The organism is Halorarum sp. SLYT50 (assembly GCF_059821265.1).
The window spans coordinates 1,581,728-1,606,996 of the sequence record NZ_CM187555.1 but is presented as its reverse complement, the minus strand read 5'-3'; the positions used below and the strand labels follow the sequence as shown (position 1 = coordinate 1,606,996).

27 protein-coding genes and 2 pseudogenes are annotated in these 25,269 nt (G+C 70.9%); 16 read left to right on the top strand and 13 right to left on the bottom strand.

Features of this window, described 5'->3' with window-relative positions; translation table 11 throughout:
* Positions 1–91 precede the first annotated feature (91 nt).
* The 9 genes from AC6RUA_RS08455 to hjc all read left to right on the top strand — a co-directional run bounded on the left by AC6RUA_RS08455 (position 92) and on the right by hjc (position 6,117).
* Positions 92–1,480: a signal recognition particle protein Srp54 gene (locus tag AC6RUA_RS08455; RefSeq protein WP_499812591.1), complete on the top strand. Its 1,389-nt coding sequence runs from the start codon at positions 92–94 to the stop codon at positions 1,478–1,480.
* A gap of 106 nt (positions 1,481–1,586) precedes the next feature.
* A complete protein-coding gene (locus AC6RUA_RS08450; RefSeq protein ID WP_499812590.1) occupies positions 1,587–2,261 on the top strand; it encodes an O-methyltransferase in 675 nt (224 codons plus the stop codon).
* A 215-nt stretch (positions 2,262–2,476) separates the two neighbouring features.
* Entirely contained in the window at positions 2,477–2,629 is a 153-nt protein-coding gene (locus tag AC6RUA_RS08445) for a 50S ribosomal protein L39e (protein ID WP_073308560.1), read from the top strand.
* Positions 2,630–2,905, top strand: a complete 276-nt coding sequence (locus tag AC6RUA_RS08440; protein ID WP_499812589.1) for a 50S ribosomal protein L31e — start codon at positions 2,630–2,632, stop codon at positions 2,903–2,905.
* A 10-nt stretch (positions 2,906–2,915) separates the two neighbouring features.
* Positions 2,916–3,581, top strand: a complete 666-nt coding sequence (locus AC6RUA_RS08435) for a translation initiation factor IF-6 (protein ID WP_499812588.1) — start codon at positions 2,916–2,918, stop codon at positions 3,579–3,581.
* 79 nt (positions 3,582–3,660) lie between these two features.
* Complete coding sequence (gene rpl18a / locus AC6RUA_RS08430; RefSeq protein ID WP_499812587.1) at positions 3,661–3,837, top strand: 50S ribosomal protein L18Ae; 177 nt, start codon at positions 3,661–3,663, stop codon at positions 3,835–3,837.
* A complete protein-coding gene (gene pfdA, locus AC6RUA_RS08425; RefSeq protein ID WP_499812586.1) occupies positions 3,834–4,319 on the top strand; it encodes a prefoldin subunit alpha in 486 nt (161 codons plus the stop codon). Before rpl18a ends, pfdA begins: the two co-directional genes overlap by 4 nt.
* A gap of 4 nt (positions 4,320–4,323) precedes the next feature.
* Complete coding sequence (gene ftsY, locus AC6RUA_RS08420; protein ID WP_499812585.1) at positions 4,324–5,523, top strand: signal recognition particle-docking protein FtsY; 1,200 nt, start codon at positions 4,324–4,326, stop codon at positions 5,521–5,523.
* A 105-nt stretch (positions 5,524–5,628) separates the two neighbouring features.
* Positions 5,629–6,117 carry a Holliday junction resolvase Hjc gene (hjc, locus tag AC6RUA_RS08415; protein ID WP_499812584.1) on the top strand — a complete coding sequence of 163 codons (489 nt, stop codon included), beginning with the start codon at positions 5,629–5,631 and terminating at the stop codon, positions 6,115–6,117.
* A gap of 175 nt (positions 6,118–6,292) precedes the next feature.
* Here hjc and AC6RUA_RS08410 read toward each other — a convergent pair whose 3' ends face one another.
* The gene (locus AC6RUA_RS08410) at positions 6,293–7,945 is read right to left on the bottom strand and encodes a hypothetical protein (protein WP_499812583.1); all 1,653 of its coding nucleotides are present in this window, start codon (positions 7,943–7,945) and stop codon (positions 6,293–6,295) included.
* A 176-nt stretch (positions 7,946–8,121) separates the two neighbouring features.
* Between AC6RUA_RS08410 and AC6RUA_RS08405 the strand changes: the two genes are divergently transcribed.
* Complete coding sequence (locus AC6RUA_RS08405) at positions 8,122–8,553, top strand: DUF8147 domain-containing protein (protein WP_499812582.1); 432 nt, start codon at positions 8,122–8,124, stop codon at positions 8,551–8,553.
* A gap of 81 nt (positions 8,554–8,634) precedes the next feature.
* Here AC6RUA_RS08405 and AC6RUA_RS08400 read toward each other — a convergent pair whose 3' ends face one another.
* Positions 8,635–9,297, bottom strand: a complete 663-nt coding sequence (locus AC6RUA_RS08400; protein ID WP_499812581.1) for an SWIM zinc finger family protein — start codon at positions 9,295–9,297, stop codon at positions 8,635–8,637.
* Positions 9,298–9,498: 201 nt separating this feature from the next.
* Between AC6RUA_RS08400 and AC6RUA_RS08395 the strand changes: the two genes are divergently transcribed.
* Positions 9,499–9,702, top strand: a complete 204-nt coding sequence (locus AC6RUA_RS08395) for a DUF7472 family protein (RefSeq protein ID WP_499812580.1) — start codon at positions 9,499–9,501, stop codon at positions 9,700–9,702.
* Positions 9,703–9,747: 45 nt separating this feature from the next.
* On the opposite strand, the gene AC6RUA_RS08390 is transcribed toward AC6RUA_RS08395, so the two are convergent.
* A complete protein-coding gene (locus AC6RUA_RS08390) occupies positions 9,748–10,845 on the bottom strand; it encodes a DNA primase (RefSeq protein WP_499812579.1) in 1,098 nt (365 codons plus the stop codon).
* A gap of 101 nt (positions 10,846–10,946) precedes the next feature.
* Between AC6RUA_RS08390 and AC6RUA_RS08385 the strand changes: the two genes are divergently transcribed.
* Complete coding sequence (locus tag AC6RUA_RS08385; RefSeq protein WP_499812578.1) at positions 10,947–11,543, top strand: DUF7474 family protein; 597 nt, start codon at positions 10,947–10,949, stop codon at positions 11,541–11,543.
* Here the strand turns inward: AC6RUA_RS08385 and AC6RUA_RS08380 are convergent.
* The gene (locus AC6RUA_RS08380) at positions 11,540–11,695 is read right to left on the bottom strand and encodes a hypothetical protein (protein WP_499815475.1); all 156 of its coding nucleotides are present in this window, start codon (positions 11,693–11,695) and stop codon (positions 11,540–11,542) included. The genes AC6RUA_RS08385 and AC6RUA_RS08380 overlap by 4 nt on opposite strands.
* Here AC6RUA_RS08380 and AC6RUA_RS08375 point away from each other — a divergent pair.
* A pseudogene (locus AC6RUA_RS08375) lies at positions 11,646–12,942 on the top strand (MFS transporter). The gene AC6RUA_RS08380 and the pseudogene AC6RUA_RS08375 overlap by 50 nt on opposite strands.
* On the opposite strand, the gene AC6RUA_RS08370 reads toward AC6RUA_RS08375, so the two are convergent.
* The 3 genes from AC6RUA_RS08370 to AC6RUA_RS08360 form a co-directional block, all read right to left on the bottom strand.
* The gene (locus AC6RUA_RS08370) at positions 12,931–13,548 is read right to left on the bottom strand and encodes an HAD family hydrolase (protein ID WP_499812577.1); all 618 of its coding nucleotides are present in this window, start codon (positions 13,546–13,548) and stop codon (positions 12,931–12,933) included. The pseudogene AC6RUA_RS08375 and the gene AC6RUA_RS08370 overlap by 12 nt on opposite strands.
* A 66-nt stretch (positions 13,549–13,614) precedes the next feature.
* Positions 13,615–14,358: a DNA polymerase sliding clamp gene (locus tag AC6RUA_RS08365; protein WP_499812576.1), complete on the bottom strand. Its 744-nt coding sequence runs from the start codon at positions 14,356–14,358 to the stop codon at positions 13,615–13,617.
* Between the two features lie 117 nt (positions 14,359–14,475).
* The gene (locus AC6RUA_RS08360) at positions 14,476–15,468 is read right to left on the bottom strand and encodes a restriction endonuclease (protein ID WP_499812575.1); all 993 of its coding nucleotides are present in this window, start codon (positions 15,466–15,468) and stop codon (positions 14,476–14,478) included.
* A 106-nt stretch (positions 15,469–15,574) separates the two neighbouring features.
* On the opposite strand from AC6RUA_RS08360, the gene AC6RUA_RS08355 reads away from it, so the two are divergent.
* Positions 15,575–16,357: an SAM-dependent methyltransferase gene (locus tag AC6RUA_RS08355; protein WP_499812574.1), complete on the top strand. Its 783-nt coding sequence runs from the start codon at positions 15,575–15,577 to the stop codon at positions 16,355–16,357.
* Positions 16,358–16,374: 17 nt separating this feature from the next.
* Here the strand turns inward: AC6RUA_RS08355 and AC6RUA_RS08350 are convergent, their stop codons facing one another.
* The 4 genes from AC6RUA_RS08350 to tatC (AC6RUA_RS08335) all read right to left on the bottom strand — a co-directional run bounded on the left by AC6RUA_RS08350 (position 16,375) and on the right by tatC (AC6RUA_RS08335) (position 22,130).
* Positions 16,375–17,088 (bottom strand): queuosine precursor transporter, encoded by a 714-nt coding sequence (locus tag AC6RUA_RS08350; RefSeq protein ID WP_499812573.1) that lies wholly within the window; start codon positions 17,086–17,088, stop codon positions 16,375–16,377.
* Positions 17,085–17,282 carry a ribbon-helix-helix domain-containing protein gene (locus AC6RUA_RS08345; protein WP_499812572.1) on the bottom strand — a complete coding sequence of 66 codons (198 nt, stop codon included), beginning with the start codon at positions 17,280–17,282 and terminating at the stop codon, positions 17,085–17,087. Before AC6RUA_RS08345 ends, AC6RUA_RS08350 begins: the two co-directional genes overlap by 4 nt.
* 125 nt (positions 17,283–17,407) lie before the next feature.
* Complete coding sequence (locus tag AC6RUA_RS08340; protein WP_499812571.1) at positions 17,408–18,634, bottom strand: cupredoxin domain-containing protein; 1,227 nt, start codon at positions 18,632–18,634, stop codon at positions 17,408–17,410.
* A gap of 187 nt (positions 18,635–18,821) precedes the next feature.
* Positions 18,822–22,130 (bottom strand): twin-arginine translocase subunit TatC, encoded by a 3,309-nt coding sequence (gene tatC / locus AC6RUA_RS08335; protein ID WP_499812570.1) that lies wholly within the window; start codon positions 22,128–22,130, stop codon positions 18,822–18,824.
* Between the two features lie 118 nt (positions 22,131–22,248).
* Here tatC (AC6RUA_RS08335) and AC6RUA_RS08330 point away from each other — a divergent pair, with 118 nt between their 5' ends.
* Together AC6RUA_RS08330 and tatC (AC6RUA_RS08325) are read left to right on the top strand one after the other, a co-directional pair.
* On the top strand, positions 22,249–22,521 hold the full coding sequence (locus AC6RUA_RS08330; RefSeq protein WP_499812569.1) for a hypothetical protein: 273 nt from the start codon (positions 22,249–22,251) through the stop codon (positions 22,519–22,521).
* A gap of 304 nt (positions 22,522–22,825) precedes the next feature.
* Positions 22,826–23,584 (top strand): annotated as a pseudogene (gene tatC / locus AC6RUA_RS08325) (twin-arginine translocase subunit TatC); the annotation flags it as partial.
* A 79-nt stretch (positions 23,585–23,663) separates the two neighbouring features.
* On the opposite strand, the gene larE reads toward tatC (AC6RUA_RS08325), so the two are convergent.
* Both larE and AC6RUA_RS08315 read right to left on the bottom strand, forming a co-directional pair.
* Positions 23,664–24,578, bottom strand: coding sequence for an ATP-dependent sacrificial sulfur transferase LarE (gene larE, locus AC6RUA_RS08320; RefSeq protein WP_499812568.1), 915 nt, complete (start codon positions 24,576–24,578; stop codon positions 23,664–23,666).
* Between the two features lie 116 nt (positions 24,579–24,694).
* Entirely contained in the window at positions 24,695–25,237 is a 543-nt protein-coding gene (locus tag AC6RUA_RS08315) for a dihydrofolate reductase family protein (RefSeq protein ID WP_499812567.1), read from the bottom strand.
* Positions 25,238–25,269 lie beyond the last annotated feature (32 nt).

Here is a 25,269-nt window from a genome sequence, read left to right as displayed (position 1 = left end):
TTCCGGTGGAACGCGCCCCGAACGCGTCGCGGTCCTCCGACGCGCGGACACGAACAAAGCCTTTACCGCGCGGACCGCGTAGCGGGAGCAAATGGTACTCGACGACCTCGGGAGTTCCCTGCGGGGGACGATGGACAAACTCCGCGGGAAGTCCCGGCTCTCCGAGGACGACGTCGCGGAGGTGGTCCGGGAGATACAGCGCTCGCTGCTCTCGGCCGACGTGGACGTCTCGCTCGTGATGGGGCTGTCGGACAGCATCGAGACCCGGGCGCTCGAGGAGGACCCGCCGGGCGGGACGACCGCCCGCGACCACGTCCTGAAGATAGTCTACGAGGAGATGGTGGACCTCATCGGCGAGTCCACCGAGATTCCCCTACAGGAGCAGACCATCCTCCTCGCCGGCCTGCAGGGGTCGGGCAAGACCACGAGCGCCGCGAAGATGGCGTGGTGGTTCTCGAAGAAGGGGCTGCGCCCCGCGGTCATCCAGACCGACACGTTCCGGCCGGGCGCGTACGACCAGGCCAAGCAGATGTGCGAGCGCGCGGAGGTAGAGTTCTACGGCGACCCCGACGCCGACGACCCGGTCGAGATCGCCCGCGACGGCCTCGAAGCCACCTCGGACGCGGAGGTTCACATCGTCGACACGGCGGGCCGGCACGCGCTCGAGGACGACCTCATCGCCGAGATCGAGGAGATCGACGGCGTCGTCGACCCGGACCGCTCGCTGCTCGTGCTCGACGCCGCCATCGGCCAGGGGGCGAAGGACCAGGCGCGGCAGTTCGAGGAGTCCATCGGCATCGACGGCGTGATGATTACCAAACTCGACGGGACCGCGAAGGGCGGCGGGGCGCTGACGGCCGTCAACGAGACGGACTCGTCCATCGCCTTCCTGGGGACGGGCGAGACGGTCCAGGACATCGAGCGGTTCGAGCCCAACGGGTTCATCTCTCGACTGCTGGGGATGGGGGACCTCAAGCAACTGTCCGAACGGGTCGAGCGCGCGATGGAGGAGACCGGCGAGGAGGACGACTGGGACCCCGAGGAGATGATGGAGGGGGAGTTCACCCTCAAGGACATGCGCAACCAGATGCGCGCGATGGACCGCATGGGGCCGCTCGACCAGGTGCTCGACATGATTCCCGGGCTCGGCGGCGGGCTGATGGACCAGCTCCCCGACGACGCGATGGACGTGACGCAAGACCGGATGCGCCAGTTCGAGGTGCTGATGGACTCGATGACCGAGGCGGAACTCGAACGCCCGCGCGTCATCGGCGCGGAGCGGAAGGAACGCATCTGCCGCGGGGCGGGGGTCGACCCCGAGCGACTGGAGGAACTGCTCGAACAGCACGGGATGATGAAGCGGACGCTCGAGCAGTTCTCCGGCATGGGCGAGGGCGACATGCAGCGGATGATGAAGAAGCTCCAGCAGCAGGGCGGTGGCGGCGGCGGCATGGGCGGGATGGGTCCGTTCGGCGACTGACGGCGGCGACGAGTCGGGGTCGAGCGTAGCGACACATCGACGGCCCGGACACCGCTGGCTACCGCCAACAACTGTAATACGTGGGGTGTGCGAATCGGTGACGGACATGTCGATTCTGCACACCGAATCGGTGGACCGGCTCCTCTCACTGACTACTCCGGAGGGGGACGCCGTCCTCGAAGCGATGGAGCGACGCGCCGAACGCGAGGGGTTCCCGACGGTCGGTCCGGAGGTCGGTTCGACCCTCCGGCTCTTCGCCCGCCTCGCGAACGCGACGTCGGTCTTCGAGTTCGGCTCGGGGTTCGGGTACTCGGCGTACTGGGTCGCCCCCGCCGTCGGGAGCGACGGGACCGTCGTCCTCACCGAGGTGGACGAGGACGAACTCGAACAGGCGCGGGCGTACTTCGAGCGCGGAGGGTACGACGACCGGGCCGTGTTCGAACACGGCGACGCGCTCGACGTGGTCGAGCGGTACGACGGGCCGTTCGACCTCGTCCTCCTCGACCACGAGAACGACCGGTACGTCGAGGCCTTCGACGCCGTCCGCGACAAGGTCCCACGGGGCGGTCTCGTCGTCTCCGACAACGTCCTCAGCACGACCGGGATGACTCCCGCCGACCTGGAGCGAGCGTTGGGCGAGGACGTTCCCGCCGAAGCCGGGTCGTCGCTCGAGGGGGTCACCGCGTACTACGAGCACCTCCGCGCCGCCTCCGACTTCGAGACGACCGTCCTCCCCGTCGGAGAGGGGGTGTTCGCTGCGGTTCGGGTCGGGAAGCGCTGAACGGAGACAGTCCGTCGACCGACGGAGAAAGCGGGCCGCCGCCGCCACTCCGCTAGGCGTTCGACGACTCGCCGACGCGCCGGCGGTCGCGTCACGTTCGCTCGTTCTCCGGCTCGCGTGCGCGTCGAACCGGCGACCGGGCGGGCCGTTCGAACTCGCCGTCCTCCGCCGGATGGACAAGGATTTATGTCGTGGCGGCCAACCCGTCCGATACCATGACCAAGAAGTCGAAGGCGAAGAAGAAGCGCCTCGCCAAACTCGAGCGGCAGAACAGCCGCGTCCCGGCGTGGGTGATGATGAAGACCGACATGGAAGTCACGCGCAACCCCAAGCGACGCCACTGGCGGCGCAGCGACACGGACGAGTAAATGAGCGCCAACGACTTCGAGGAGCGGGTGGTCACAATCCCCCTCCGCGACGCCAAGCAGGCCCCGACCCAGGAGCGCGGCGACCGGGCGATGATGCTCATCCGACGCCACCTCGCCAAGCACTTCTCGGTCTCCGAGGACGAGGTGCGCCTCGACCCGGCGGTCAACGAGACCGTCTGGGCCCGCGGCCGGCAGAACCCGCCGAGCAAGGTCCGCCTCCGCGCGGCGCGCTTCGACGAGGACGGCGAGGTCGTCGTCGAGGCCGAACCCGCGTAAGCGGCCACGCGTGCTCCGCGCTTCCTTCACCGGCTCGTCGTACGTCGGCGTCTACGCGCACGTCTCCGGCGACTGTCTGCTCGTCCGCCCGGACGCCGACGCGGACCTCGTCGCGTCGTTCGCCGAGGAGTTCGACCTGGAGCCGACGTCGACGACCGTCGGCGGCTCCGGGACGGTCGGGGCGCTGACGGCCGGCAACGAGAACGGCACGCTCGTCTCCCGGCAGGCGACCGACCGCGAGGTCGGCGCGATAGCGGAGGCGACGAACGACCCCGTCGAGCGCCTGCCCGGTCGGCTGAACGCCGCCGGGAACGTCGTGCTCGCGAACGACTACGGCGCGTACGTCCACCCGGAGATGACCGACGAGGCCGTCGCCGTGGTCGAGGAGACGCTCGACGTGCCCGTCGAACGCGGCTCGCTCGCCGACGTGAACACCGTCGGCACGGCCGCGGTGGCGAACAACACGGGCGTGCTCTGTCACCCGCAGTCGCGCGAACCGGAACTGGAGGCGCTCGAGGAGCACCTCGACGTGTACGCCGACCTCGGAACCGTGAACTACGGCGCGCCGCTCGTCGGCTCCGGCCTGCTCGCGAACGACGACGGTTACGTCGTCGGCGAGGACACCACCGGTCCCGAGATCGGCCGTATCGAGGACACGCTCGGCTTCGTCGAGTGAGGCGGAGCGCCCCTCCTTCGCGCGTCGACGGATAGCCGAGTCGGAAGGTACTTCCGGCTCCCGGGCCGACTTCGGCCACATGAGCCAGTTTACCGTGAGCGGTGAGTTCCAGACCCGCGACGGGTACCGGGAGTTCTCCCGCGTCGTGGAGGCACCGAACGAGAACGTCGCCCGCGAGCACGCCCTCTCCCGCTTCGGGGCGGAGCACGGCCTGAAGCGCACGCAGATTCGCCTCAACGAGGTGACCGCCGAATGAGCCTCGGTGGCGGCGGCGGCGGCCCGGGCCAACAGCAGCTCCAGCAGCTCTCGCAGGAACTGCAGGCCATCGACGCGGAGATCGAGGAGATAGACGGCGACATCGACGACGTCCAGCAGGAGCAGCGCGCCATCGACGAGGCCATCGACGCGCTCGACACGCTCGACACCGGTTCGACGGTGCAGGTTCCGCTCGGCGGCGGCGCGTACGTCCGCGCCGAGGTGCAGGACATCGACGAGGTGGTCGTCTCGCTCGGCGGCGGCTACGCGGCCGAGCAGTCCGAGGACGACGCCGTCGACGTGCTCGAACGCAAGCGCGACGCGCTCGACGACCGCATCGAGGACCTGCGCTCGGAGAAGTCGGAGCTGGAGGACGAGAGCGACGAGATCGAACAGCAGGCCCAGCAGATGCAACAACAGATGCAGCAACAGCAGATGCAGCAGATGCAGCAGATGGCCGACGAGGGCGACGAGGACGAGTAACGCGATGTTCGACGGCCTGAAGGACAAGCTCTCCTCGTTCCGCAAGGACGCCGCGGAGGAGGTCGAGGAGAAAGCCGAGCAGGCGGAGGCCGACGCCGAGGGGAGCGACGCGGCCGCCGACGCCGCCACCGCTTCCGACGCCGCCGAGACGGAGCGCCCCGACCCGGACGCGGACGACGGGACGCGGACCGGACCGTCCGACGCCGGGACGGAAGCGGCGGAGACCGAACCCGCCGTCGGCGCCGTCACGGACGACGAGACCGGTGACGCGACTGCGGACTCCGGCGAACCCGAGCCGGAGGAGTCCGAGTCGGCGGCCAGCCGGTTCCAGCGGGCGAAGGCGTTCGCCACGGGGAAGATAATCATCGAGGAGGAGGACCTCGAGGACCCCCTGTGGAACCTGGAGATGGCGCTGCTCGAGTCGGACGTGGAGTTGAGCGTCGCCGAGGAGATGCTCTCGACCATCCGCGAGAAGATGCTCGGCGAGGCGCGCGCGCAGGTCCAGACGACCGAGGGGCTCGTGACCGAGGCGCTCCACGACGCACTGCTCGACGTCATCAGCGTCGGCCAGTTCGACTTCGAGGAGCGGCTGGCGAGCGCCGACAAGCCCGTCACGGTCGTGTTCACGGGCGTCAACGGCGTCGGGAAGACGACGACCATCGCCAAGTTCACCCGCTGGCTCGACGAGCGGGGTTACTCGTCGGTGATGGCGAACGGCGATACCTACCGGGCGGGCGCGAACGAACAGATCCGCGAGCACGCCGACCGCCTCGGCGAGGAGCTCATCTCCCACGAGCAGGGCGGCGACCCCGCCGCGGTGCTGTACGACGCCGTGGAGTACGCGAAGGCGCACGACGTGGACGTGGTGCTCGGCGACACCGCGGGTCGCCTCCACACCAGCAACGACCTGATGGCCCAGTTGGAGAAGATAGATCGCGTCGTCGACCCCGACTTCACCGTCTTCGTCGACGAGGCGGTGGCCGGGCAGGACGCCGTCCAGCGGGCGACCAAGTTCGACGAGGCGGCCGCCATCGACGGCGTCGTGCTGACGAAGGCCGACGCCGACTCCTCGGGCGGGGCGGCCATCTCCATCGCGTACGTCACGGGCAAGCCGGTGCTGTTCCTCGGGACCGGACAGGGGTACGACGACCTGACGCGGTTCGACCCCGAGGCGCTCGTGGACGAACTGCTCGAAGAGGAGTAGCGGAGCCAGCGGGACCCGGGCGTCGTCGTCGCGGGGCTCTCTCACCCGTTCCAGTTTCACCCCGCTTCCGTCCCCTTTATCGCGGTCGGTTTCCCAGACTCACGCATGCCGGGCAACCCGAAGGGCGACCGCCGGGAGCGCGAACTCGTCAACAGGCTCGACGACGCCGGCTTCGCGGTGATGCGCGCGCCCGCCAGCGGGTCGTCGACCGACCGCGAACTCCCGGACGTGCTCGCGGGCGACGGCACCGTCTTCTACGCCGTCGAGGCGAAGTCCTCGTCGGGCAAGCCCATCTACCTCAGCGGCGAGGAGGTGGAGGCGCTGATATACTTCGCGCGCAACTTCGGCGCGAGCCCCAAGGTCGGCGTGCGGTTCGACCGGGAGGACTGGTACTTCTTCCACCCGGACGAACTCCACGTGACCGACGGGGGGAACTACCGCGTGAAGAAGGAGTTCGCGCTCGCGGCCGGGGAGACCATCGACGACCTCACGGCCGCGAGCGCGGACGCGACGAGCGACCGCTCGGTCGCGGAGGTGCTCAACGCCGTCGAACAGGGCGTCCTCTCGGCCGACGAGGCCGCGGAGATGCTGTAGTTGTCTCCACCGCGCTCGCGACCGGCCTCGCTCGACCCCGGGCCAGGCTCGTCCGTCCGAGCGACCACGCGTCCGATGCCAACGGGGAGCAGCCCGGCCGCCGTCGTACGGGCTCCGGGTGGGTGCATGTCGCCGGCAGTGCTCCGTCTCGGTCCGTAGCGTCGGCTCGCCCGCCTCAGAGGTCGAAGACGAAGACGCCCCCTCGCCCGTCGTTCGCGCCCGGCGCACCGACCGCGACGCGGTCACCGTCGAACGCGACCGCGTTGCCGAACCCGATGGACGGCTGGGGGCTGGGCGGGAAGAGCGTCGTCCGGCGCGTCCACGCGCCGTCGCGGTTCTCGTAGACGTGTACCGTTCGCGCGGTCGCTCCCTCCACCTCCACCTCCTGACCCCGAGTGAGGAGCCTGTCACCCGCGAGCGCGAGCGGCGCCCCCTGGGAGTCGAGGGTCCCCGTCCGTTCCCACCCGGCCTCCGACCGCTCGAAGACGTGTACGACCTCGGCACCCGTGGTGACGATGCGGTCACCATCGACGTCGACGTGCCCGCCGATCCCACACGCGGCCGGGTCGTCCGGCCCGAGCACCGTCTCCAGCGCCCACTCCCCGTCGTCTGCTGACCGGCCGTAGACGTACACGGCGCCACACCGTCTCGCGTCGGTCTCGCGTCTCGGCGCTCCCACGACCGCGGTGTCGCCGGAAATCGCACCGGAGACGCCGAACGACTCCGGCGACCCCCCGATGGAGACCGCGGTCGTCCGTTCCCAGGCGGTGCCGGTCTTCTCGAAGAAGCGGGCCGTCCCGCCGTCGCCGAAGTTCGACCGGGGGTCGTCGACGTTCTCGTCCGGCGGAAACTCGACCGTCTCCGCCGTCGTCGCGAGGACTGTCAACCCGTCGACGTCGATTGCACCCCCTATCCGATCGCCGACTCCGAACCGGCTACTGCGGGGGGGGAGGTCGAACGCCTCTCGCTGTATCCACGCTCCCCTGTCTGCCCTCCGCTCGAGGACGTAGACGGCCCGTACGTCTCTGCTCGAAGCCACGGCGACATCGCCATCGACCGCCAGTTGCTGACCGAAGCGCCACGGGATGAGGCCCGGACTCGGCGGCCCGAGGAGTTTCTGCGACTGCGTCCACGTCCCGTCGGCCCGGTCGAAGACGTACACGGTTCCGATATCCATCTCTACGGTATCCTCGCCCGGGGCGCCGACGAGTAGCGTCGACCCGTCGAGCGTGACCGCCCCGCCCCAGTCGACCGGACTGTTGACGTCGGTCATCTCCCCGCCGGCCAACTCGGTCATCCCCGGCGTCGTCGCCCCGACGGGGAACGGGAGCGGCACGGAGAGGCCGTACGTACCCGGAGAGAGGCTGAACCTGTCGCTCTCGGAGAATCGCCACGTGCGCGAGTCGAGAAGGGTCTGTTGCTGCCCGAACGAGAACGCACCACCCGGAAGCGTGTGGACGGCGAGCGAGAGCGTACACTCCGAGCGAACGCGAACCCGTGTCGAGACGGCGCCGTCCTCTATCCGCATCGACTCGGCGGTGGCGCGCCTGCGCAGGTCGGTATCGAGCGAGTTGAGCCACGTGTCCCGCTCGAGGACGTCGTTCCCGTCGGTGTGGAGGTACTGGACGAGGCGGTTCTGCCGGCCGTAGTAGTCGGCCGGGCCGGTGCCGAGGGACTCTATCGGCCCGCCGAAGACGAGGTCGACCTGGTAGTACGGTCCTCCGTCGGCCCGGGCAGACCCGGTTGTCACGCCGAGTCCGAACAGCCCCACCGCGGCCGCACCGGTCTTGAGCGTGGTCCGTCGTGTAACCCGAGTGGTCTGTCCCATCGTCTACCACTCTATACACGGTTCGATAAATGGAGCTGACCACTTTAGTCGAGTCACTGTTCCACATCTCAGGAGATAGCTGCAGGTTCGCTGTCGTTTGTTCACCGGGTAGCTCTGTACGTGCCGTGACTTGGAGTACACAGGATTCTATCTGCCTGGCAGGTGTACGTCTCACCGTGAACCCTCCGTACCGAATCGTCGCCAGTCTGGCTGTCGGTCTGCTCGCGTTCGTCGCCGTGACCGTCGTGGTGACGACTGGCTTCGAACCGTGGCTCGCGTTCTCGCTGTTCGTCGGTCTCCCGGTGGGAGCATCCGCCGGGGTCACGGCGCTGTTCGCCGCGTACACTGGACTCCGGTATCGCGACCAGGCGGCGACCGGAGTGGTCCCGCGGTCCACCCGCCGTCTGCTTCGGGCGGCCGCCGCCGCAGTCGCGGGGTTCGTCGCCGCCACGGCGCTCGGCGTCGCGTCGTTCGTCCTCGCTGACTGGAGTCTCTCCGTCGGCGTTCTCGTCGCGGGAGTCCCGCTGACGGTGCTGGTCGCCGCGCTGGTCGGCTACGTCACGGCCGCCGAGGACGGCGACGACGAGCCTCGTTCCTCGTCCGGGTGAGTCCGGCCGTCGGACCGCTGGGCGTAACCACCGCTCTCGGGTCGGAAAACGGGGGAACGGTCCCGGCCGCTTCAGGGCGCTTCAGATACCGACCACCGGGAACGGCGGGGCCTCGTCCGCGGGCAGGCGTCGGAGCCGGGAGGCGGGGAACCCGTACCGGCGTTCGCCGGACACGTCGAGGCGGCCGTCGACGGGCCGGCGGCCGGCCACGTACACCGCCTCGACGACCGGTTCGTGCCCGCCGCAGCTCCCGTTCGACTCGAACTCGCTGATGAGCCGCCCGCTCTCGGTCGCGCGCTCGTCCGCCCGTTCGTCGGTGACGCGCGTGACGAGGAGTAGCTTTCCGGTCTCGCGGTCGCGGACGAACTCCCCCCTGAGGGGGCGGTGGGTCGGACAGAGGTGGCTCCCGTCGCTCCCGACGGGGACGAACACGCGAGCGCCGCAGACCGCGCAGGCGCCGCGGCGTTTGCCCGGGGGGGGGACGAGCCCCTCGTTCACCTCGATAGCGACCCGGCGGAGGTGCTTGCAGCGCGCACCCCGGACCACGCGGTCCGGACAGGTACACGAACGCGCGTCGAGGTCCACGACGTAGGTGCTGTGCTCGGTGTCGACCAGGTACGTGTCGTCGCGCAGCGCCCGGACGGTCATCGGCTCGCGGCGGGCCCGACCGGCGCGGCCGGTCAGTCCGTCGTCGGGCAGACTCCTACGGGCTGCGGACGCGGGTGTGTGTACTGAGTGCGTCATCCCGTATTCACCGAATTCTACGGGCTGGAGCTACCTAAACCCTCGTTTCGGGTGGAACCGAGAGACCGAACGGAGCGAACCGACGGGGCCGGTCGTTCGACGAGTCGGCGTAGCGGGTCGATGCAACTCCGTCGCTGCAGGCGGTGTGGCGGGGCGTGGCGCTTCGAAGCCCTTTTGCCACGGCCCGGAAAAGCCGTCGGCATGGATATCGACGCGGAGATGCGCCGGAAGATACTCGTCTCCGTCGGTGCGGTCGTCGTGTACATCGCCCTCCTCGTCGGGGTCGGAATGGCTTACACCACCGACCACAACCTCACGCTCCCGGGCGCGTACTACGTCGTCGGTATCGTCGCGCTGTTCGTCGTCATGATGGGCGTCGCGGGGCTGTTTCTCGACCGGCAGTGACCCGGCCCGGTCGGCCCGGTCGGTCGTCCCCGACCGGTCGTCGGCTCACGCGTCGGCGCGTTCGTCGTCCGACCGCTCGCGCCAGTCCGTGACCGCCTCCGCCTCCGAGACCCGCCGCGCGTAGTACGCCAGCGGGTGCGGGGCGACCCCCCGGTGGTTGTCCTCGTTGTCACACAGGCCGTAGGCGCCGAGCGTCTCGCACGACGGCGTCGGGTACTGCGCTCCCGTCTCGTCGCGGAGGTAGGCGAAGCGAGCCGCCGTCTCGTCCGGCGAGACGCCGCCCCGGGTCAGAGTCACGGCCTCGTCGACGCTGAGGTCCAACTCCGCGAGGAACGACAGCAGCGCGAACTCCGCGGTCGCGTCGAGTTCCTCGCCGGCCCGCACACGCTCCAGCAGACGGGCGAGACACGGGGGGAAGTGCTCCGGGGCGACGACGCCGACGTCGACGGCGGTGGTTCGGTCGGCCAGTAGGTCCCGCAGGTCGGCGATTTCGGCGTCCAGTTCGTCGGCGATGTCGTCGCTCACCCCCTCGAACGGGAGGCCCTCGGCGACCCGTTCGCGGACGGCCTCGCGGAGCAGTCGGTACAGTTCCTCCCGCTCGACCCGGACTTCGCCGTCGAACAGTTCGCGGTTGACCAGCCGCCAGTCGTCCCCCCAGTCGGCGTCCGCGTACCGGAGGTACGCCCCGACGCCGAGTCGGAACCAGCGCGGGCGGGGAGCGCCGCGCGGCGGGTCCTCCGGCCGCGTCTGGTCCGCGAGACCGAACTCCCGGAGGAACGTGTCGAGGTCCGCCGCGTCCGCCCGCCGGCGGCCGTCGCGTCGCTCGCGTTCCGCGTCGTCGGCGAACCGGGTGTGGGCGGTGCGCGCCTCCGCGCCGGCGTACTTCTCGACGGCCGCGGGCGAGTCGAGCAGCGAGACGAGGATGCGCGCGATGGGGTACGAGAGCAGTTCCTGCCGGGCGCTCCACTCGTCCGGCGTCTCCGACGCCGTGGTCCCCTCGACGAGCGCGCGCTCGACCCGCTCGCGTCCCCGCGCGACCGCCGGGTCGCCCGCCGCGACGAGGTCCGCGAGGTCGACGCCCGCCTCGCGGACCGCCTCGCGCGCACTCGAGAGGAACGGGTACCGGGCGGACAGCGGGTCCATGCTGGCTCTTCCTGTGGCAGCGGCCGGGTTAAGCGCGACGGTCCGATTTCGGCCGCGGACCGTCGGAGATAAGACGCGGTGCTTCCTCACCCGACACAGCAGTGCCCCGGTTCGCGTACCCCTGCCCCGGCTGTCGCACGACCAGCAGCCTGCACGACGCCGACTGCGACTTCGAGGGCACGGAGTGGACCGACGTCGAGAAGGCGTACACCGACCTCCTCGCGGTGCTCACGCGCGACGTCGTCACCGAGGAGGCGCTCCGGCACGCGGTCCACGGCGAGTGGTCCGGACTCCACCGCGCCGCGCTCTCGCTGCTCACGCGCGAGGGCCGCGTCCGCGAGACGGACGCGGGGCTGGAACTCCTGACGGCGGAGGCGTACCGCGAGGCGGTGTCGGAGCCGACCCGCGAGCCGATGCGGACCCTCTACCGCGAGGGGTCGTACCCCGGCTGTCACGACAACGCCGTGTTCGCCGTGGTCGCGTGGTACGAGATGGTCGGGCTGTCGTGGGAGGAGACGCGCGAGCACACCGTCGAGTGGCTCCGCGAGTCGGGGTCGTGGGACCGGGGCGGCTTCGAGGAGGCCAGCCCGGAGGCGCTCGTCGACAGCAAGCGTCACGTGTACGAGGCGGGCTACGGCTGGAAGGAGAAGGCGCAGGCGGCGAAGCGCGTCATCGACCGCCACCGCGGCGGGAGTTAAGTCGGCGGGCGCCCTCTCGCGTCCGTGTCGTCCCCTCGCTCCGCGACGGCCGCCGACGCCGCGCTCCCGCCCGACGGCTCCGGGTCGCGCCGCGCCGTCGCGGTGGTCATCGGCGTCGTCTTCCTCGACCTGCTCGGGTTCGGCGTCGTCATCCCCGTCCTCCCGTTCTACGTCCGCTCGTTCGGGGTCAGCGACGTGTACATCGGCCTGCTGGCGGCGTCGTACTCGCTCGCGCAGTTCCTCGCCGCGCCGACGCTCGGGAGGCTCTCGGACCGCCGCGGCCGCCGCCCCGTCATCACGCTCTCCGTGACCGCCGCGGCCGTCGCGTGGACCGTCTTCGGGCTGGCCGCCGAAGTCGAGTCCGTCGCCGGAACGGGGGCCGCGCTGGCGACGCTGTTCGCCTCCCGGACGCTCGCGGGCGCCGCCGGCGGGAACATCGCGGCCGCGCAGGCGTACATCGCGGACGTGACCCCGGTCGAGCGACGCGCGGGCGCGCTCGGGCTGGTCGGCGCCTCCTCTCGCTCGGGTTCGTCTTCGGACCGGCGCTCGGCGGCCTCGCCGCCAGCGACGCCGTCGTCGCGGCCGCCCGGGACGTCTTCCCCTCGTTCGTCCCGGCGACGCGCTTCTCGCTCCCCAGCTTCCTCGCGGCGGGGCTGTCGCTGCTGGCGGCCGTCGCCGCTGTGCTCGTGTTGCGGGAGCCGGACCGCACGCGGCCCGCCGGCGGGCGGGTGTCGCTGGTCGACCAGTTCCGCACCGCGCTCGCGGACGTGGACCTCAGACCGCTCGTCGCCGCGTTCTTCCTCGTGTCGTTCGCGTTCGCCGGCGTGCAGGTCATGTTCATCCCGTTCGCCGCCGACTACTACGGCTACGACGAGACGGGCGCGGCGCTCTTCCTGACGTACATCGGCGTCCTGGGGACGGTGAATCAGGGGGTCCTCGTGGGCTGGCTGGAGCGGCGCGTGGGCGCCGTCAGGCTGGCGTTCGTGGGCGGCGTCTCGCTCGCCTCTCGCTCGCGCTCCTCCCGTTCTCGCCCGACGTCGGCGGACTCCTCCCTCCGCTCGGCGGACCGGGGTGGCTAACGGGCGCGCTCGCGGTCCTGTTGTTCGACGGGGCGTTGCTGTCGTTCGGCAACGGCGCGCTCACCGTCTCGCTGTCGACGCTCGTCTCGACGCGCGCGAGTGCGGCGACGCAGGGGGCCGCCTTCGGCGTCACCCAGGGGGCGGGCAGCCTCGGACGGACGGTCGGCCCGCCGCTGGCGGGGGTCGCGTACGTCCTCGCGTACTGGTCGCCGTTCGTCGCCGGCGCGGTCGTCCTGCTCCCGGTGCTCGCCGGCCTGTACGCGGCGCGCGACGAGGCGGGGGACGCGGGCGGTGCCCGTCCGCCCTCCTCAGCGGAGTGAGGCGAGTGCCGCCGCCGCCTCGTCGGGGCCGGCGACGTGGACGGCTCGCCAGCCGCGTTCGCGCGCGCCCGCCACGTCCGCCTCGCGGCCGTCGCCGACCATGACGCGCTCGTCCGCCGGGAGCAGTTCCTCCGCCCGTTCGAACGCGGCCGGGTCGGGCTTGTGCGCGCCCGCGTCGTAGCTCACCGCCACCGCGTCGAAGTACTCGGCCAGTCCGACGCGCTCCAGTTTCTCCCGCTGGTGGGCGCCGACGCCGTTCGTGAGCACGCCCAGCGCGTACCGGTCGTCGGCCGCCAGCCGGTCGAGTTCGGCGCGGAGCGCGTCGGACGTCGCCGCGGCCGCACACTCAGCCTCCCGGAGCGCCGCGGCGAACGCGTCCGGATCGGCGTCCGTGTCCGAGAGCGCGGCCGCGGCCGCTCGCCGGTAGGGGTCGTCGGCGAACGCCTCGAACCCGCGGAAGAACTCGTCGTCGTAGGCGTCGAGTACCGCCGTCGACGGGTCGACATCGACCGCGGCACAGGCGCGTTCCAGGAGCGCGCCGTAGTCGTCGACCGCGAGCAGCGTCCCGTCGAGGTCGAGCCAGACGGCGGCGTCGGTGTCGGCCATGCACGCCCGGCGAGCGCGGGACGCAAAAGCGTGCCGTCGGTGCGTGAGTCGTCCGTCCGCCGTGCCTCAGTCGCTCTGGATGCGCGGCGCGAGCATGTACGTGACGTGACCCAGCCCCTCGCCGAACTCGTAGTGGAGTTTGACGGGGAACTCCTCGCCGAGTTCGACCCGCACCTCCGCGTCGCTCGGGATGGCCTTGTTCATGTCCTTGAGGTAGTCGAGCGAGAACAGCGAGTCGGCCGGGCCGGCCTGCAGGTCGATGAGGTCGTCCCGCTCCAGTTTCAGGTCGACGTCGTCGGTGTCTCCCTCCGCCTCGATGAAGAACGCCTCCTCGCTCTCGTCGACGCGCAGGCGGATGTGGTCGCTCACCATGTCGGCCGCCTTGATGCCGCGGCCGATCTGTTCGCCCTCCAGGACGATTTCGGCGGGGAGGTCGAGGTCCGGGATGTCCGGCTCCTCGCGGATGGAGTCGGGGTCGATGAGCGCGAGCGTGTAGCTCAGCCCGTCTATCTGGATGTGGAGCTTCCGGGTCTCCTCGTCGAGTTCGAGGTGGACCAGGTCGCCGGAGTTCGCCATGCCGGCGATGTCCTCCAGTCGGTTGAGGTTGACGCCGATGACCCCCCCGTCGGCCTCGTACGACTCGAACGCCGCCGCCTCCAGCGTGAGGTCGACCATCCCGACGTTCGCCGGGTCGACCGCCCGGATGGCGAACTCGTCCTCCTCCAGCCGTATCTTGCACTCGTCGACCAGCACGCTCACCGAGTCGAGCGCGTCCCGGAGGGTCGACGCGCTCACGATGGCCTTGAACATATGTGGGGCGCTACGGCTGACCCGGTAAAAGACCCGCGGTTCGACGCGCCCGTTGACACGGCCCACGCCCGTTTTTTCCCGCTTTCGGCGGTCCCCGACCGCCGTCTCGGCGGCCGGTCAGTCGAGGACGAACCGTTCCGTCCCGCCGTCGTCGCGGACGGTCACCTCGGGGAGTTCGCGGAGCCACGCCCTGACCGTCGCGCCGCGCCGCCGCGCGCTCGACTCGCTCAGCCCGGCGACCGCGGCGACGAGGTCCGTCACGCCGTCGGCGGTCAGGTCCTCGCGGTGCATCCGGTCGAGACACCGGCGGACGACCGCCGCGCCGCGGACGCCGTCGTGGAGGCGTTCGGCGCGGGCGTCCGACCCCGGGTCGGCGGCCAGCAGCGCCGCGCCCTCGTCGGTCAGCCCGTACCGGAGGGTCCCGTCGGGTCCCGGCTCCTTGCGCGCCAGGCCGAGCACGACGCCGGCGTTCGCGTTGATGCGGGCGTGCCGGTCCGACAGTTCCTCGCTGCGCTCCGCCGACACCCACTCCCGGACGGCGCCCGCCGTCCCGGACGTGTGCCGCATCGCCGCGAGGGAGGCGACGACCGTCCCGAGGTCGCTCGCGAGCGGAACGTCGCCCGTGTCGACCCCGTCGTCGTCGCCGACGCGGTCCCAGAAGCGCCGAATCGGTTCGTAGTCGTCCCCGTCGCGACGATAGCCGACGGCCGACTCGACCGTCGTCGCCGCGAACGTCTCGCCGTCGACCAGCCTGACGGGGAGCCCCTCGGCGGCCGCCCGGGCGGGCGCCGTGAACGAGGAGGTGGTGACGATCGTGCCGACGTGGTAGCCGCTCGCCGCGAGCGCGCCGCCGAGGCGGTGGACGCGGTCGGTGCCGACGGTGTTGTCCGGCGCGTACCGCTTCACCTGCACGCCGATGTCGGCGGCCAGCCACTCGGTGACGAGTCGGCCGTCGATGTCCACCCCGTCGTCGGGGCCGGGCGGCGCGACCGACAGCTCCGTCGCCGGCAGTGTCTCGCGGAGCACGACCTCGCACACCCGCTCGAACTCGCGGGGGTCGAGCGAGCACGCGCGGTCGAGTGCGTCCGCCCGCGCCGCCTCGAGGTCCATACGGCCCCACGGTCCCGGGGGCTGTTCAACGTTCGTGCTCGGTCGCTGCCGACGGCGCGAACGAACGGGATAAACGGTTCGAGACGCTATCCCCGCCAACTGACCCATGGCGCGCAAGGACGACTACTACAACAGGGCCAAACAGCAGGGCTACCGCGCCCGCTCGGCCTACAAGCTGAAACAGCTAGACGCGGAGGCCGACCTGTTCTCGCAGGGCGACACCGTCGTCGACCTTGGAGCGGCCCCCGGCGGGTGGCTCCAGGTCGCCGCGGAGGCGGTGGGCGCCTCGGGGCGCGTCGTCGGCGTCGACCTCCAGCGCATCGACGAACTCGAGGACCACCAGGTGTCGACGGTGCGCGGCGACATGACCGACGAGCGGACGCGCGCTCGCCTCCGCGACGAACTCGGGGCCGACGAGGGGGACCGCCCCGCGGACGTCGTCGTCTCGGACATGGCCCCGAACATGACCGGCGAGTACTCGCTGGACCACGCGCGCTCCGTCCACCTCGCGCGGCAGGCGTTCGACACCGCGCTCGACCTGCTGACGCCGGGCGGCGACTTCGTCGTCAAGGTGTTCGACGGGCCGGACCTCGAGGGGTTCCGCGGGGAGGTCGAGGCGGAGTTCCAGTACGTCCGCGCGTACACGCCGGACGCCAGCCGGAAGCAGTCGTCCGAGCGCTACCTCATCGCCAAGGGCCGGACCGACGCCCCCGTCGTCGAGGGCGACACGCTGACCGTCGAGGTGACCGGCACCGGGAGCGAGGGCGACGGGATAGCGAAGGTCGAGGGGTTCACGCTGTTCGTCCCCGGCGCGGAGGCGGGCGAGACGGTCGAGGCGCGCGTGACCGACGTGAAGCCCCGGTTCGCGTTCGCCGAGCGGGTCGACTGAGGCGCCCTCCGGTCCGCTCAGTTCCCGACGCCGACCGCTCCCGACTCGTCGTTCCGGCGCGCGAGTCCGACGGCGGCGTAGACGAGCGGCGTGTCGACCAGCGCGATGAGCAGTTTCAGGACGTACTGGCCGACGACGAGCGAGACCACCACGCTCGTCGGGAGCGCGGCGCCGACGCCGAGGAGGCTCGGCGCGACGACGAACGCGACGAGCGTGAACACGACGGTGTCGATGAGTTGACTGCTCGCCGTCGACCCGACGTTTCGCAGCCACAGCGACGCCCCGTCCGTCGCCTCGCGGATGCGGTGGAAGACGACCACGTCCCAGTTCTGGCTGATGACGTACGCGCACAGCGACCCCAACACGACGTTGCCCGAGAGGCCGAGCACCGTCGCGAACGCGTCGGGGTCGACCGACCCCCGCGCGGCGGGGAGCCAGATGGTCGCGAACACGAGCGCGAGCAGGACGAAGTTCATCCCGAACGCGACGTTGACGACCTGCTGGGCGTAGCGCTTACCGTACAGTTCCGAGAGGCAGTCGGACGCGAAGAACGTCACCGCGTACGCCAGCGTCCCGCCGGGGGCGGTGACGGCCCCCAGTACCGGAAGGCTGACCGCGAGCAGTTTCGCGGAGATGACCTGTGCCGTGACGAGCGCCGCGACGAACAACGCGGTGAACGCGACGGCCGCCAGCGGGACCCCCAGTCGGCGCGGTTCGACCGCGCCGCTCATTCCTCGTCTCCCGTCCCGCCCGTCGGCTCGTCCAGCCGGCCGTGCCGGGCGTCTATCTCGTCGAGCAGGTCCAGCGTCTTCCGTACCGACGCGCGGATGGCGTCGCTCCGGTTCACGAACTTCCCGTCGTCGCCGACGTGTTCGTCGAGGTCCGCCAGCAGCTCGGCGGGAATCTCGACGCTTATCTTGGGCATACTCGTAGATTCCTCAGGGAATATTTGAACCTTGTCGAACGCGTCGCCGCCGACGCTCCGCGTCGGCGTCGAAGTCGCCCCGCTCACGAGGACGAGGGAGGGTCGGCGGGCCGGGTCCGCTCCGGTTACGGCAGGCCGACCGTCAGGGTGTGTTCGCCGGGGCCGAACGTCTCGGTCGTCGAGTCGAGTAGCACCTGCTGGTCGGCCGTCTCGACGCTGAACTCCCCGCCGGGGAGCGAGTGGACCGCGAGCGACAGGGTGAGTTCACAGCCGTCCGCGACGGTGAACGTCGTCGCCGCCTCGTTCTCGTCGGTCCGGGTGATGTGGCCGTAGTCGGCCAGGCAGTTCCGGACGTCGGCGCTCGCCCACGCCGACCCGCGGTCGGTGATGCCCTCCTCGGTGTTGCCCCACGCGAACCGGAGCAGGCGGTCCTGTTCGGCGTACAGGCCGTCCTCGCCGAGTTCCTCGATGGGGTCGCCCTCGACGAAGTCGACCTGGTAGCTCGTCGTCTCGCCGTCACCGTTCCCGCCGCCGCCCGAGAGGAGTTCCTCGGTGACGGCGCTCCACGGGACGGTTCCCATCTCGGCGATGTTCGCGGGGTCGAGCGCGTCCGCGTCGAGGACGCCGACGGGCGAGAGGAACGGCCACTCCTCGACGCCGAGGAATCCGGCCAGTCCTTCGGCGTCGTCCGGGGGGCGGCCGGGACCGGTGAACGAGTCCTCCCAGTCGGGCACCGGTTCGGGGTCGCCGACGAGGACGCGCACGACCATCCCGAATATCTCGTGGGGCGGGCAGGTCGCGTCGTACAGCCCCGGTTCGGTGAACTCGTACAGCCAGAAGCCGTTGGCGCTGAGAATGGGCGAGGAGACGGGCGGCACGCCGTCCGGGACGCGCTGTTGCCGGCCGAACCCGGGGTGGTACATCGTCACGGCGTGGTCGGGCGTCACGAGGTTGAAGCGGACGACGTCGCCCGGTTGGACGTGTAAGCCGACGGGGTCGAAGTAGAAGTACGGCGGGCGCATCTCGCCCTCGCCGGGGAAGCTGATGAGGCAGTCCACCTCGTGGTCGGGCTGGAGGTCCGCGGGCAACTCCTCGTCGCCGTTCGGCGAACTGTAGCCGTAGTACGGGTCGATGACCTGCGGGTGGCTCGGGGTGTGGTCCGCCGTCGGACCGGGAGCGGCCGCGACGGTGTCGTCCGCGGCCGCGGTGCCGCTCGCGAGCGAGGCGGCAGCGCCGACGCCGAGCGCCTTCAGCATCGAGCGTCGGCCGACGCTGAGACGTTTCACCGCCTCGACGAGGTCGTCTTCGGTGAACTCTCGGTCGTCGTTCGTGTCTGATCGGTGGGGTGGCATGGGGGGTCCTGACTCGAAGTACACCGCGCGGCGCGATGGGGACCGCCCGCAGCGGGTGTCACTCCACGTGAGATTTTGCCACACCATCTCTTAAACGTATGTCGTATCTTACACTCTCGGCCGAGTTCAACCAACTGACCGACACGAGCAGCCCGACACGAGCGGACGTTCGTCGTCTGGCCCCGCCTCACTCCCGGGCGAGGTCGACCGTCGGCTCCACGAGATTACGGCGGCCGCCGAGGGTGACGACGAACAGGAGACCCAGTCCGACGCCGTAGGCCGCCATCAGCGGGACGGTCACGAGGAACATCGTGATGACGTCCGCCGGGGTGAACAGCGCCGCGAACAGCATGATGCCGATGGTGGCCTCACGCCAGCGGCTCCGCATCGCCCGGTAGGAGACGCCGACGCTGTTGAGCAGCACCATCAGGACGGGGATGTCCGCGAGGATGCCGATGCCGACGGTGGTGAAGAAGACGAGCCAGAAGAAGTCGCTGATGCGGTAGCTGATGACCATCCCCGCCCGGAGCGCGTCGCCGACGAGCCACGAGATGACCGCCGGGGCGACGTAGTACGCCCCGACCGCCAGTCCGCCGAACAGGCCGACGGCGAGCGCCGCGAGCCACCCGAAGATGACGCCCCGCCGGCCGCGGACGAAGCCCCGTTCGCGGAGCGCGGGCCACGCGTAGAACGCCGCCACGGGCAGGGTGGCGACGGCGGCCAGAAGCGTCGATATCTTCACCTCGAAGATGAGCGCCTCGACCGGGTGGAGCACGATGACCGCGAAGTTCTCCGCCTCCGGTCCGACCACCTCCTGCGGGAGCCGGCTGACGAAGCTCTCGCGCACGACGCCGATGCCGCCGAGGTACAGCGCGGCGAACACCGAGACGAGGACGATGCCGAACACGGCGACGAGCACGAACGCCCGCGAGCGGAGTGCGTCGAGGATGAACGCGAGGTCGTTGTAGTAGCCGCCGATGTCGTCCTCGTCGGCGTCGCCGTCGGTCAGCCCCTCCAGGAACGTCCCGGTCGCGCGGGAGGTCCGGTCGCCGATGTCGTCGGCGGCGCCCGGCACCGACTCGGCCGCGCCGCCGGAGTCGGCGTCCGCCTCCGCCGCCCGCTGTGCGTCCGCGTCGTCGTACCGGTCGAGCACGGCCCGCGCCTTCGCGGAGTCGCCCGCGCTCGCGGCGCGGTCGGCGAGGAAGCTCGCCCGCCGCTCGGAGATGCCGGCGAACACGGCGTCGGGGGCGCGGCGCACCTCGTCGGCCGTCAGCGCTTCGACGTCGACCGCCTCGGGGTCGCTCCCGGCCGCGTAGGCGATGTACAGCGCGAGCGCGCACCCGAGCAGCGCCGCCAGGAGCAGTCCGGCGGCCGCGAACAGCGCGAGCGCGGCCGTCCCCGAGGCGGGGAGTCCGGCGGTCAACGCGGCGGCGTCGGTGCCGAAGTCGGCGAGCACCCGGTCGGCGAGCGCCGGCCGCTCGAGGAGCACGTAGCCGGCGGCGAACACCAGTACGGCGACGCCGAGCAGTCCGTTCCACACCGAGCCGAGGCGGCCGCGCCAGTCGACGTAGCCCGCGCCCCGGCGGACCGTCGCGACGAACCCCGTGTCGCCGGCGAGCAGGTCCTTCGGCGGCCCCTCCGGGCCGGACGCGTCCGCGGTCGCCTCGTCGTAGCGGTCGAGGATGAGTTGTGCCCGTTCGGCGTCGCCGTGCCGGCGGGCGCGGTCGGCCTCCCGCACGGCCTCGTGCTCGGGCATCCCGGCGAAGACGCCCGCGGGGAGCCAGCGGAGTTCCGTCGGCGTGAGTTCGCTGAGGTCGCCCGCCGCGGGGTCTCTCGCGGCGCGGACGCACGCCACCACGTAGTAGCCCAGCGCGGTCGCTCCCGCCGCGACGCCGGTTCCGAGGCTCGCGAGCAGGACCGCGGTTCCCCTGTCGGCCAGCCCGAGGTACGTCTCGACGTTCCGCATCGACCCCGCCTCCACGAACGGGACGTACGGCAACACCTCGTAGTTGACCCACGCCCACACGCCGGTCGTCAGGGTGAGGTACGCGAGCGCGGCGCCGAGGAACGCGACCCCGAGGAAGGCGGGCCAGCGCTCGCGGAACCGGCGGGACCAGTCCACCCGACGGTGCCCCCGCTTCACCATCGCCACCATCCCGTCTTCCTCGTCGAGCGACACGGCCGCCGGCCCGGTCTCTGGGTCGCTCGCCGCCTCCCGCTCGGTCGCCTGCTCGCCCTGCGGGGTCTCGTCCCAGCGGTCGAGGATGGCCCGCGCCTTCGCCCTGTCGCCGTCGTCGATGGCGGCCTGTGCGGCCGCGAGCGCCTCCGGTTCGCTCAACTCGGCGAACGCCTCCGACGGCGCGGCCCGCACGCCGGCCGCGTCAAGCCGCGACAGGTCGATGGCGGTCGGGTCGCCGAGGTCACCCGGCGACCCGAGGGCGGCGGCGTCGGCGTCCAGTTCGGCGTAGACGTAGTACGCGAGCGCCACGAGCGCCGCGAGCACCCCCACGGCGGCGGCGACGGCGTACACCGTCGTCGTCGCCAGCGGAAGCATCCGGTAGCTCGTCAGCCCTCCGACGAGTCCGTTGACGGCGCCCGGCCCCCCGCGGGTGTAGAACAGGTACACGACGGCCCCGGCCGCGAGCGCGAGCGCCGCGACGGCGTTCCAGTGACGCCGGAACGTCGCGGCCACGTCGATGCGCTCGCTCCCCCGTCGGGCCGTGACGACGACCTTCGCGAGGTAGAGCGACGCGCCGTACAGGACCAACAGCGGCACCGCCCACATGATCTGGGTGAACGGGTCCGGCGGCGAGAAGAACGCGCCGAAGACGAAGATGAGCACGACCGCGTGGCGCCACTTCTCGCGGAACGTCTCGTAGCGGACGATTTCCGCGTACGACAGCGCGGTGATGGCGAGCGGCATCTGGGCGGCGAAGCCGAACGAGAACGTCAGGAGGAGGATGAACTGCGCCCACTTCACGATGGAGTAGTTCGGCTGGATGCCCGCCGAGAGCGCGTTGTTCGCGAGGAACGCGAACATGAACGGGAAGAAGACGAGGTAGCCGTACGCGACGCCGACCGCGAACAGGCCGGCGGCGAGGAGGGCGACGAGCGCGAGTTTCCAGCGCGCGACCGGCGACTGCGGCCACGCGTCGCGTTCGCGAAGCGCGTCCCGCGAGAAGTAGACGAACAGGGGGAGCGCGACGATGATGCCCACGGCGAGCCCGATTTTCGCCTGCAGGAGCACCACGTCGAACGGGGTCTGGACGATGATGTTCACCTGCTCGGCGGTCACCGAGTTCAGCCGCGCCTTCGTCACCGACTTGAGGAAGTCCCAGACGTACAGCCGGAGGGCGTAGAACGTCCCGAGGAACCCGACGAGGAACAGGATGAACACCTTCTGGAGGTCCTTCTGGGCGGCCCGCAGCATCGCGCCGGCGGTCTCGCGGCCCTCCGCCAGCGTCTGCTGCGTGTCCTCATCGAGCGCGCTCGACATGTCTCTCTACTCGGCAGGGAGCCGCCTCGCAGTTATCAACCTTTTCACCCACGGTCGTCGACCGCTCGCGGGCTCATCGGAAAAGGCCTATAACGACCGGGAGGTGTAGGACGGGTAGATGAGCGACGACTCGGACCCGCCCGAGGAGCCGACGCCCAGCGACGGCACCGACGGGGCCGAGGGGACCGAGTCGGCCGGGGACGAGGCGGAGGCCGACGCGCCGTCGACCGACCCGAACGGGACCCCCGAGAGCGACCCGCCCGGAGAGGGGCGGACGCCGCCGACGAGCGGCGGACGCCGGCGAGGAGCGGACCGACCCCGACGCGGGAACCGAGCGGGACGAGACGCCAGACGCGACGGAGACGTCTCCGGACCCGCCCGAGGAGAGTGACTCCGACGCGACGGAGGACGAGGACGGCGACCGGACGCCGTCGAGCGTCGACCGACGGAGCCCGTACGCGAGCGAGACGCCCGACGGCGAGACGGGGGCGGACGACGGCGACGGACTCGACGGCCGCGAGGAGACGTCCTCCATCCCCGACCCGACCGCCGCGGAGGGGTCGGCGTCGACCGACCCCTCCGACCCGACCGACACCGCCGACGACCGGACGGCCACGGGCGACGGCGGCATCGAAGAGACGGCGATGACCGCCGCGGAGAAGGGGATGAGCACGGTCAACGAGGGGTTCGACGCCATCGGCGGCGACGGGCCGGACTCCGACCAGGAGATGCCGCTGACCGAACACATCGAGGAGATGATGCGCCGGCTGAGCGTCGTGTTCGCGGTCGGCGCGGTCGTCTCGCTGGCCGTGCTGTTCGTCGGGTCCGTGTCGCCGTCGGTGCCGAGCGCCGCGGAGATAATCCGGTTCTTCTGGGACGCCCACGTCGACTTCCAGCAGTACAAACCCCACGTGTACGGCCCGCTGGAGTTCGTCCTCACGAAACTGAAGGTCGCGGGGCTGGCGGGTCTGCTCGTCGGCCTCCCGGTGTTCGTCTACGAGTCGTACCTGTTCATGCGCCCGGGGCTGTACCCCAACGAGCGCCGGTACTACCTCGCCGCCATCCCGACGAGTTTCATCCTCGGGGTCGTCGGGGCCGCGTTCGCGCACGTCGCCGTCCTGCCGTTCGTCTTCGACTACTTCATCGGCTACACCAAGGACACGGCGATGCTCGCGTTCGGACTGAGCGACACGTTCAACCTCATCCTGCTCATGATGGGTTACTTCGCCATCGTGTTCCAGATACCGCTGTTCATGCAACTCGCCATCATGATGAACGTCGTCTCCCGGCGGTGGATGGAGGAGCGGCGGCTGCTGTTCTGGGGGGCGTTCCTCGGGCTGGCGTTCACGTTCATCGCCGCCGACCCGACGGGGTTCGCGTCCATCATCGTCGCGGCCACGATGATAGTCCTGTTCGAGGCGACGCTCGCGCTGTTGCGCTGGACCGGAAACTGAGGAGCGCCGACCGGGGACTGTCGGGTCGAGAGTCGGACCGTCGGTTCGGCTAGAGTTCGTCGGAGTGCGAGTCGGTGAGTCAGCCGTTGGACGGGTACTCCCGCGAGAGCACGTCCTCGGCGTCCGCCGTCCCGGCCGCGTCGGTCGGCGCGTCGCCGTCAGCGCCCGCGGACCCGTCGGCCTCCTCGGCGGGCGAGACGCTCCCGGTCCGGTAGCCCGACAGGTCGAGCGTGACGTGGTCGAACCCCAGGTCGGTCAGGTGGTCGCGCGCGGCCGCGGCGAAGTCGGGATTCAGCGCCGCCTCGAGTTCGTCCGCGCCCACCTCGATGCGCGCGAGGCCGTCGTGGTCGCGCACGCGGAACTGCGAGAACCCCCACGTCCGGAGGAGGCGCTCGGCCTTCTCGATGCGCGTCAGCCGCTCCTCGGTGACCTCTAGCCCGGTCGGGATGCGCGAGGAGAGACACGCCATCGAGGGCTTGTCCGCCACGTCCAGCCCGTAGTCGGCGGCGATTTCGCGCACCTCCGCCTTCGTGATGCCCGCGTCGAGTAGCGGCGAGTAGACGTTCAACTCCTCGACGGCCTGCAGGCCCGGTCGGTGCCCCTCGCCGGGGTCGGAGGCGTTCGTCCCGTCACAGACCGTCGAGATACCGCGTTCCCTGGCGGCGTCGTACATCCGGGAGAGCCGCATCGTCCGGCAGTGGTAACACCGGTCGTCGTCGTTCGCCACGAAGTCGGGGTCGTCGAGTTCCGAGAACGTGACGAGTTCGTGCCGGATGCCGATGTCGGCTGCGACCCGCTCGGCGTCGTCGAGTTCCTCCGCGGGGAGCGTCTCGCTTCGGGCCGTGCAGGCCACCGCGTCGTCGCCCAGCGCGTCGTGCGCGAGCGCCGCGACGACGCTCGAGTCCACGCCCCCGGAGAACGCGACGAGGACGCCGTCGCGCTCGGCCAGCGACTCGCGCGCGGCCGCCGCCTTCGCTGCTACGTCTTCGTCCATACGCCTGCCTCGTCGCGCCGGTGCAAAAGCCCCGCGCTCGGGGAACCGACGCGGCGTGTCGACGCTTTCGCCGTCGAGGCCCTGTCTGGCCCTCGACACGCCCGGCCGGCGGGCCGTCACTCCCCCACGTCGTAGCGGAGTTCGACGACGCCGCTCGCGTGGGGAGTGGTGTCGAGCAGGCTCAGGTCGTGCGTCTCGTCCTCGTCGCCGAACAACGGGATTCCGCTCCCGAGCAGGACGGGCACGAGGCTGAGTCGGAGTTCGTCCACTTCGCCCGCGCGCAGGAACGACTGCGCGACCCGCGCGCCGCCGACGAGCCAGACGTGGTCGTACTCGGCTCTGAGTCGTCCGGCGAGGCTCGCCACGTCGTCGTCGACCAGTTCCACCGCCTCCGTTGCGAGCGGCAGGTCCCGTCCGGTGAGGACGTACGTCGGTCTCCGCTCGTACGGCCACTCGCCGAACCCGAGCACCTGCTCGTACGTCGTCGACCCCATCACGAGGCAGTCGACGCCGGCGAAGAACTCCTCGTAGCTCCCCGCTGTCGCGCCGTCGTCGGTCTCCGCCTGGTACTCGTCGAGCCACGCCACGCCCCCGTCTGCCGCGGCGACGAACCCGTCGACGCTCGACGCGACGTACAGGGTGATTCGTCCAGCGCTCATCACCGGAGTAGTCGCTCCGTACGGGCTTAGCT

Excerpts from the sequence above, each read along its gene's own strand:
- AC6RUA_RS08315 (WP_499812567.1), bottom strand. The coding sequence starts at position 25,237 with ATGAGCGCTGGACGAATCACCCTGTACGTCGCGTCGAGCGTCGACGGG.
- pfdA (WP_499812586.1), top strand. The coding sequence starts at position 3,834 with ATGAGCCTCGGTGGCGGCGGCGGCGGCCCGGGCCAACAGCAGCTCCAG.
- AC6RUA_RS08345 (WP_499812572.1), bottom strand. The coding sequence starts at position 17,282 with ATGCCCAAGATAAGCGTCGAGATTCCCGCCGAGCTGCTGGCGGACCTC.
- AC6RUA_RS08340 (WP_499812571.1), bottom strand. The coding sequence starts at position 18,634 with ATGCCACCCCACCGATCAGACACGAACGACGACCGAGAGTTCACCGAA.
- AC6RUA_RS08350 (WP_499812573.1), bottom strand. The coding sequence starts at position 17,088 with ATGAGCGGCGCGGTCGAACCGCGCCGACTGGGGGTCCCGCTGGCGGCC.
- AC6RUA_RS08400 (WP_499812581.1), bottom strand. The coding sequence starts at position 9,297 with ATGACGCACTCAGTACACACACCCGCGTCCGCAGCCCGTAGGAGTCTG.
- AC6RUA_RS08355 (WP_499812574.1), top strand. The coding sequence starts at position 15,575 with ATGGCGCGCAAGGACGACTACTACAACAGGGCCAAACAGCAGGGCTAC.
- AC6RUA_RS08390 (WP_499812579.1), bottom strand. The coding sequence starts at position 10,845 with ATGGACCCGCTGTCCGCCCGGTACCCGTTCCTCTCGAGTGCGCGCGAG.
- AC6RUA_RS08440 (WP_499812589.1), top strand. The coding sequence starts at position 2,630 with ATGAGCGCCAACGACTTCGAGGAGCGGGTGGTCACAATCCCCCTCCGC.
- AC6RUA_RS08380 (WP_499815475.1), bottom strand. The coding sequence starts at position 11,695 with ATGACGACGCCGAACCCGAGCAGGTCGAGGAAGACGACGCCGATGACC.
- AC6RUA_RS08450 (WP_499812590.1), top strand. The coding sequence starts at position 1,587 with ATGTCGATTCTGCACACCGAATCGGTGGACCGGCTCCTCTCACTGACT.
- AC6RUA_RS08445 (WP_073308560.1), top strand. The coding sequence starts at position 2,477 with ATGACCAAGAAGTCGAAGGCGAAGAAGAAGCGCCTCGCCAAACTCGAG.
- rpl18a (WP_499812587.1), top strand. The coding sequence starts at position 3,661 with ATGAGCCAGTTTACCGTGAGCGGTGAGTTCCAGACCCGCGACGGGTAC.
- AC6RUA_RS08370 (WP_499812577.1), bottom strand. The coding sequence starts at position 13,548 with ATGGCCGACACCGACGCCGCCGTCTGGCTCGACCTCGACGGGACGCTG.
- AC6RUA_RS08330 (WP_499812569.1), top strand. The coding sequence starts at position 22,249 with ATGAGCGACGACTCGGACCCGCCCGAGGAGCCGACGCCCAGCGACGGC.
- AC6RUA_RS08395 (WP_499812580.1), top strand. The coding sequence starts at position 9,499 with ATGGATATCGACGCGGAGATGCGCCGGAAGATACTCGTCTCCGTCGGT.
- AC6RUA_RS08365 (WP_499812576.1), bottom strand. The coding sequence starts at position 14,358 with ATGTTCAAGGCCATCGTGAGCGCGTCGACCCTCCGGGACGCGCTCGAC.
- AC6RUA_RS08410 (WP_499812583.1), bottom strand. The coding sequence starts at position 7,945 with ATGGGACAGACCACTCGGGTTACACGACGGACCACGCTCAAGACCGGT.
- AC6RUA_RS08455 (WP_499812591.1), top strand. The coding sequence starts at position 92 with ATGGTACTCGACGACCTCGGGAGTTCCCTGCGGGGGACGATGGACAAA.
- tatC (WP_499812570.1), bottom strand. The coding sequence starts at position 22,130 with ATGTCGAGCGCGCTCGATGAGGACACGCAGCAGACGCTGGCGGAGGGC.
- AC6RUA_RS08360 (WP_499812575.1), bottom strand. The coding sequence starts at position 15,468 with ATGGACCTCGAGGCGGCGCGGGCGGACGCACTCGACCGCGCGTGCTCG.
- hjc (WP_499812584.1), top strand. The coding sequence starts at position 5,629 with ATGCCGGGCAACCCGAAGGGCGACCGCCGGGAGCGCGAACTCGTCAAC.
- larE (WP_499812568.1), bottom strand. The coding sequence starts at position 24,578 with ATGGACGAAGACGTAGCAGCGAAGGCGGCGGCCGCGCGCGAGTCGCTG.
- ftsY (WP_499812585.1), top strand. The coding sequence starts at position 4,324 with ATGTTCGACGGCCTGAAGGACAAGCTCTCCTCGTTCCGCAAGGACGCC.